General features: G+C 74.0%; 1 pseudogene. It reads left to right on the top strand.

The annotated features are described in order from the left end of the window. Positions 1-519: pseudogene (locus tag E6R62_RS40190) on the top strand (regulator); the annotation flags it as partial.

The raw sequence follows: 519 nt of genomic DNA, 5'->3' as shown, positions 1-519 counted from the left end.
GAACGGTACTGCGACGGTGTCCGACTGGTCGAGCTGTCCGCGCTGACGGATCCCGGCCTGCTCGACCACGCGGTCGTCGAGGCGCTCGGCCTGACCGACCACACCGCGAGACCCCCGCGCCGACTGCTGCTCGACCACCTCGGGGAGCGCCGGGTCCTGCTGGTGGTCGACGGGTTCGAGCAGCTGGTGGACGCCTGCGCCGGACTCTTACGGGAGCTGCTGCGCGGCTGCCCCGGCCTGAGCGTGCTCGCCGCGGGGCGGCTGCCGCTCAGGATCGACGGCGAGCGGGTGTTCCCGCTTGCGCCGTTGAACGACGAGGACGCGCTGCGGCTCTTCACGGAGCGCGGCGCCGACGCCCGGGGCGGCGAGCGTTTGGCCGAGGAGCACGAGGAGGCGGCCGCCGAGCTGTGCCGCCGCCTGGACGGGATTCCGCTGGCCCTGGAGCTGGCGGCGGGCCGGCTCGGCACCCTCTCGGTGGAGCAGTTGCTGTACCGGCTCGACGACCGGTTCCGCCTTCTC

This window comes from Streptomyces sp. A1136 (assembly GCF_004795055.1).
Taxonomy (GTDB): domain Bacteria; phylum Actinomycetota; class Actinomycetes; order Streptomycetales; family Streptomycetaceae; genus Streptomyces.
Note: the sequence above shows the minus strand (reverse complement) of the source record. Positions and strands in the feature narration are given on the sequence as shown.